A 7,334-nucleotide genomic window follows, 5' to 3' on the forward strand; every position below is an offset into this window, starting at 1 on the left:
AGAGCATTTATTAAAGCTTTTATTACTTCAGGAGTCGCTTGTCCTAACTTTCCTAAACTCTTCACTGCTCCTTGCCTTACCTCCCAATCTTCTAATTCTAACAATCTCCAATTTTCTAACATTAATTTCCAATTATTTTTTAATAATTCTAACCATAGCATCCGATTATCACATTTTAAAAATTTTAATAATGCTGGAAACGTAGTCCTAGCTACATGAGGTGTGTTACTAAGTATTTCTATTATTGGGTTATCACTATCACTATTATACTCAATTTTTATCCACTGGTTAATATAGTTTATCAGCTCTTTATGCTTCCCTACTTTGTCACTTGCTTTGCACTCTTCTAAGCACCTTATTATAAGATTTGTATGCCTTACCCCTATTAAGTCTTTCGGTTCACCTTCTAAAATCTCCCAAAACCTAGTTAGAACCTCATAACTACCTGCCGCTCTACCTCTTTGGTATAATAGCCCGGCCACAAACCACCATATTACCTCATAATATGGAGTATATTTATCTTCTCTTATTAAACTTACTACTTGTTCATATTCTTCACTCTTTATGTTTTCTAAAGACCTTGCTATATACTTTGCTGCATAATATTCCTGGAAACTTAGATGTAAGAAATATATCTCTTTATCTCTATTCTTTTCTCCTCCTATAATTTTTATAAATCCACTCATTAATACTTTTCTTAATAAATTGCTCTCACCACTTCTTTCTTGTTCTTCTTCTATGATTCCTTCAATATCCCTTATTGGTATTATAATTTGATTATTCTGCATCCCCTTAAATGCTATCCTCTCAAGACATTTAGTAATGCTAGATGTTTTCTTTCTCAGTAGAGCCTCATCTACTTCTTCTAATTCTTTATAATGGTTCTTAACGATGTATCTCTCTAGTAATCTATGGGTTATAGTCGCATATAACTCACTTATCGTTTCTATCTTATCTATTCCCCCACTTATACCCCAGGCATTACATATTAATTCTAAGTTAATTGGTATATGTGCTATACCCCATAGGTTCTTATTGTTCTTTAAAAATGTTAATATACTTTTTGCTCCTTCTGGCTTAAATATACTAACATACTTCTCAATATCCTGATCAATAAACCCCACATTCTCAAGCTCCTGATCAAACTTATGTTCTATCTTAAGCGGTCTAGATGTCACTATTACATATAGAGAAGGATCTCCCAATATATTCTTTATAATACTGCTCAGCTTACTTCCAATGTCTTTTTTACTAAATAAAGGTGCTATTTCATCATAGCCATCAAGGATAAATAGTGTTTTACTGGTATTTGCTCTTAAAAATCCATTTATTTCTTTTTCTTCTGGCCTATTGATTCCATGTATGTATGTTTCACTTATAAACCCTTCAAGAGTTGCATATTGACTTGTTTCAATGTATTTAGCTAGCTCCCTAAGGGGTATCTTTATTACTACTTCAAACTTATCTTTCCATAACTTCTCGTCTTCCCATGCAACTGTAAGATATTGGCACAACGTGGTTTTCCCAATTCCAGCCCTACCATATATTACTAGCTTCTTGCTATTTGGGTCTTTAAACAGTTCTTCTATTTTTATTTCTTTCTTAGGTTTATGTATCTCCTCATAACTTGATATCCTTTTCTCCCTATACGTCCCCTTATGGCCTTCTCTTCCTTTGCCCTTCATTCTTCTTTCTTTTTCTTTCACTTCTTCCTGTTCTATTATAGCTAAGTTTATAAAACTTTCTGTAATCGGATATTCATTTTCTTCCCAAAATAATTTTAGTTTATCATTCTGCTTATAGCAGTGTTTAATTGAAGATATAATTGCTTCACTATTATCCTTAGCTAAGTCAATATGCTCCTGATTTCCTGCTAACTTTTGATGCATGATAGCCTCGCGAATTATGCATTAAGTAGTGATAAATCTTTAACAACTTTTAGATGAGCTTAAGGGATTATTAATAAATTTATAGCCCTTTTATTCATACCCTACCTATCGAGCTCTAGTCCCTTTCCTTTCTCAATGCGTTTGAATATTTCTTTAAGTTCAAACCCCTCAGCATAGTCTTTTGGGGTTTTATCATTATTATCCTTGATCATGTATAAGGCATTATGTGATAATAGTAGTTTTACTGCTTCTACTTGTCCATATTCTACTGCAATATGTAGAGGCGTACGCCCCTTATTATCTTGTATATCTATACCAGCATCACTATTAACAAGTAATTCTATAATATCTTTATTACCAATACGTGCAGCCCTATGCAGTGCCGTTGTACCATAAGCATTCGCTGTATTAATACCAATCCCACCTTTAATGAGTAATTTTGCAGCATTTAAATTCCCACTAAAACACGCCATATGTAAAGCAGTTTCTCTTATATTATCCTGTATGTTAATTTTAGCAGCTGGATCATTGCTCAGTAATAACTCTATAATTCTATCATAGCCAAGCTCAGCTGCATGGTGGAGAGCTGTACGTCCATGCTTATCTTGAGAGTCCGGTGCCACACCTTGGCTTAATAAGTCAATAACCTTATTAATATTACCGTTATGAGCTGCCTCTGTAAGTTCCAAGGAAATTACCTTAGTTTTAGGTTTTTGTTCAACGTATTCTTCTCTCTTCCAATCTTGTATTTTTATTAAATATGGTAATTCATTTAGCTTATTTATATCTGAATGTAGCTTGTCCTTACCTCTATCCCATTTTTTTATTTCTTCTAGCACATCCATATTAGTTGTAAGTTCTATTATTTTCAGCTTATCATTGGTTGACCCACTCCATAATTCTATAGCACAGCTTTTTTCTTGGAGCTTTAACCTATCAATATATTTATACTTATCAAATATTCCTTCTGAAGTCATATTTTCAAACCAATATTGGATTTTACCAGTGCTTTCATCTATAGGTTGCAAATATACACGGTCTGCTTTTTCATATATTTTCTTGCGATCATACTTCTCTAATCTCATCCTATCAGTTTTCAATTTCTCTGGTATACTAGAGAAATACTTCTCTGTTTCTTTGCGGCCTGAATCAATAATCTCTTCCTTTTTTTCTTCACTCAATTTGAAGCTAAGTGTATTTACTCCTGTGATATCAATAAAAACTGTTCTAAGCTTATCATCACTTCTTCTAGTTATATTATTGCTTACATTTTGAGTCGTAGTATATAAAGCTTTAGCATAGGAAATCAGATTGTCTATTTTATTTCGTTGTGGAGCCCCAGCATCCCTTAACACTGATATTTCCTCAAAAGGATCTACTCTAAACCCTAATGTTCTCATATTAGGTTGATTATATTCATCAAATATATGCAAAGGATAATTATTAAGCACACCACCATCCACATATATATCAGGCTCTGTCCTACCAGGCATTGTATAATGCTTAGCAGTAAATACAAGAGGTATTGACATTGATATACGTACCGCATCAGCTATCCTCATTTGGGGAGTATGCTCATGTGAAAATATTTCATAATAGCCAGTACTTAGATTAGTACCAGTAAAATACATATAACGTAATTTATAACCATCCCCTTTTTGGTTTAAGATAGCTTTATATAAATCCTTAAAAGTTGCATCTTTATTACCTAATTTCTGTTCTACTATCTTCTCTGCCCACTTTAGAAAAAAATCTGCTGGTTCAATCCCGTAATGATTTATTAAATTAAGTGTAACCATAGGGATACCTAACAAAGTATTAGCTAAATTATAAGATTTAAAAAACAATTTTTCTAATTCTTCCCTAGTTTCACTTAGCTCATAGTTAAGCCCAAGTAAAAGCGCGGTAATAGCTCCTGCTGATGTACCAGCTACTCTCTTAATATGGGATAATATCCCTTCTTTTTCTAATACCTCTATAGCTCCTATATACCCTAATCCTTTAATTCCCCCTCCTTCAAAAACCAAGTTCTCATACTTATATCTCATAGCAGTCTCCTTGTTTGATGTTGATTGATAAAGATAAGTTTATGATCAGCTAACTTAAACAACCTTATTAATGATGAATTGAAAATAATATATAAGCTTATGAATATGCTTTAGAAATACTATGCGGTTTAAAAATAGGTTAAATTATAATTTAAAGATTAAAAACTATTTGAATAAATTGGTATTGAGGCTACTTATCCATAACTCCGATATGTATCAACTATTAATAAGCAAGATATTTTTAAAAAGATAAGTAAAATTATCTATATTTTAACGCTATAAATTAAAATATTGAGCAATATAGTCAACCATGGTTACTGAGTTAAAATATGCTAGTCTACTTAGCATATTTTAACTCACGATAAAGAGTAGAGCGGCCTATTTGTAATTGTCTTGCAGCACTGGTTGCCCAAACTAAAATTTAGGTTTATCTCTAGGAGATAGAGCATGCTTAGCATTAGCTATAACAACCTGTTTCCCAGTTTACACCACAGATAAAATTTGGGAAAATCTCACAATAGAAAATTTAAAGGTACATTTAATAGGATAGAATAAAAAATATTATACCTTATTCATCTACTCTCATTTTTTAAAGTAAGCAGCTACATTTATTACTCTCTAGTTTCATCTCTTTTTAAAAATTTGAGCTTATCAGCACGTTGTATAAAAATGCACTAAACTAATTTGATAATTTTTTTACTTACTAGGACTATGTACTTTTTCTTTATTATTTAATTCTTTGTCAAGCAACTTACCTACAAAAGTAGTTTTAGCATTTAAATTATTACTAAACTTTTCTTCACTATATAAATTTGAAATAGGCTTTTTAAGAGCTTCTCGGTTAATATCTTGTATTATGTCTATAATCATTCCAGCTTCATTAGAAGATAATTTTCCTTTAACTTTTGATCCGGAAAATAAAATATAATGCACTATTTCAGATGATAAGTTAGGGTTTTTCTTTTGTAAATCTTCTATTGGCTTATGACTAATCTGCATAAAATTAGATACTTCCCTAAAAAACTCGCAAGCAGCTTCTATTTTTTCTGAGTTCCAATCTAATATACGTAGCTTTTTACGCAAGTCGGTCAAATGTAATAAAGCCTCAGATTGTATAAAATATTGTTGAACATTGGGCGAAGCAGTTGTCTTTAATTTATTAATTAAATTAAATGCAACTTCGTTAGGCATAAACTCAAATAATAACTCAATAATACTAATATTACCTGCTCTAGCCGCTTCTTTTAAAATTATATCTTCAACTGAATGGATCATCTCATCCCTTGTTTTTATATTAGGGGTAAACTCAAGTAGCTTTTCCAGTACATTAAAATGCAGATTTGTAGCAGCAGCTTTAAATGCACTATCATTTACAGCATGGATCATTTTTTCTCTTGTAGCTACATCAGCAGTAAGCATGAGTAATTTTTCTATTATATTCATATGTCCATGAGTAGAGCTTTCAATAAATGGTTGGTCATTTTCAGTATGAATCATTGTTTCTCTTGTTTGTAAATTAGGAGTCAGCTCAAGCAGCTTTTCTAATACCAATATATGTCCACCCCAAGCAGCCAATTGAAATGCTTTATCATTCTCAGCATGAATCATTCTTTCTCTCGCTTGCAGATCAGGAGTAAGTTCAAGCAGCTTTTCTAATACTTTTATATGACCATGTGAAACAGTGCTTTGAAATGCTCTATAATCCTCAGCAGTGACCATTTTTTCTTTTAAATAAGGATCAGGGGTGAAGTTAAGCAATGTTTCAACAATTAGGATATGGCCCAAGAAAGCCGCCCATTGAAATGCAGCATCGCTATTATTGTGAATCATTTTTTCTCTTTTATTCGGGTCAGGAGTAAGTTCAAGTAACTTTTCTATTATTTCTATATGTCCACCCCATGCAGCATCTTGAAATGCTTTATCATCTAAAGCATGGATCATTTTTTCCCTTTCTTCCGGGTCGGGAGTAAGCTCTAGCAGCATTTCTATTACTCCTATATGCCCATGAAGAGCAGCAGCTTGAAATGCATCCTCATTCTCGGCATGGATCATTTTTTTCCTTTCTTTTGGGTCGGGAGTAAGCTCTAGCAACTTATGTATTACTTGTATATGTCCACCACTAGCAGCATTCTGAAATAACTTTTCATTGTCGAAATGAATTGCATTTCTCAATATTTCTAAATTAGGGGTTAGCTCAAGTAGTTTATCCATAACTTGTATATGCCCATATTGGGCAGCTAATATAAATGGTTTATCATTATCAGAGTGGATGATTTCTTGTTGAAAATCACCACTCGTTATTTTTAATATATATTCTATTATATCTAGCCTATTATTTTTACAAGCAGCTTGAAAAGAGTTTGTAAGGTACGCAGATATTTCACTTGTAGAAAGTATTTCATGGGATTGTTTCATAAGATTCCTGTATTTATTAAAGGTTAAATGCAAGGATGATAAGCTTGTTGCAAGATAAATACTTAATTCTTTAGAAATGCGTTAAATATTTAATAAAATACTATATCTGTTTTATTATTTTACAATATTTAAATTTGATAGCATTTCAAAAACTTAATTATTGCTTAGTTATAAAGTAACTAAGCAATTAACTATTTATGTTTATAAAAAAGATATAAATCAGTAGGTTTTGAATAGTACTGCCTTGTAAATCATTGTTTAAAGATGGTATAATTCTAACCCAAGCTCAATAACTTTTCCCCAGCTTCTTTCAAGGAACCATCCCCATTAACATAATAATATAGAGTGGCTTTCTTTATCCCTAGTTTCTTTGCAACCTCTTGGGTTACTGACTTACGATTCGACATAGCAGCTATTGCCATTTGTAATGTTGCTATATCCATTTTGCGTGGCCTACCTCCTAATCTACCTCTTGCTGATAATAAACCAGCTTTAGTCCTTTCTATTATCAATTCTCTTTCATACTCTGCTATAGCTCCAAATATGCCAAACACTAACCTTCCGTTAGGTGTATTAGTATCAATCTGTGCTCCCTGCCCTGTCAATACTTTGAATCCTATATCTCTCTTTCTTAAGTCTTCTACTATATTTATTAGATGATTTAAGCTCCTGCCTAATCTATCTAATTTCCATACTACTAAAGTATTTCCCGGTTGTAACGACTTAAGGCATGAAACTAATCCCGGCCTGTCATCTTTTTTACCTGAAGCATAATCTTGATACATTCTATCTACTAATACTCCTGCTTGTATTAAAGCATCTTTTTGTAAATCCAATGTTTGAGAATTATCATCCTTTGAAACTCTCGCATAACCAATTAGCATTTTTATATTTTTACCTTATGTTTAAAAAGCTAATATGCATACTATATTCTTACTTTGTTTTTTCAATAGGTTTTTAAGCGCTTTCTTATACTGTTTTA

General features: G+C 32.1%; 4 protein-coding genes. All 4 read right to left on the minus strand.

Annotated features, from left to right (window positions below):
* Positions 1-1,889 (minus strand): NACHT domain-containing protein (locus NF27_RS05345; protein WP_039456719.1); only part of this gene is annotated, 1,889 nt, incomplete at its 3' end.
* 101 nt (positions 1,890-1,990) lie between these two features.
* Entirely contained in the window at positions 1,991-3,937 is a 1,947-nt protein-coding gene (locus NF27_RS11200; protein WP_053332611.1) for an ankyrin repeat domain-containing protein, read from the minus strand.
* Between the two features lie 696 nt (positions 3,938-4,633).
* Entirely contained in the window at positions 4,634-6,352 is a 1,719-nt protein-coding gene (locus NF27_RS11205) for an ankyrin repeat domain-containing protein (protein ID WP_053332612.1), read from the minus strand.
* Positions 6,353-6,627: 275 nt separating this feature from the next.
* Complete coding sequence (locus NF27_RS05360) at positions 6,628-7,236, minus strand: recombinase family protein (protein WP_039456721.1); 609 nt, start codon at positions 7,234-7,236, stop codon at positions 6,628-6,630.
* Positions 7,237-7,334 lie beyond the last annotated feature (98 nt).

It is taken from the genome of Candidatus Jidaibacter acanthamoeba, from assembly GCF_000815465.1.
Lineage (GTDB): Bacteria > Pseudomonadota > Alphaproteobacteria > Rickettsiales > Midichloriaceae > Jidaibacter > Jidaibacter acanthamoebae.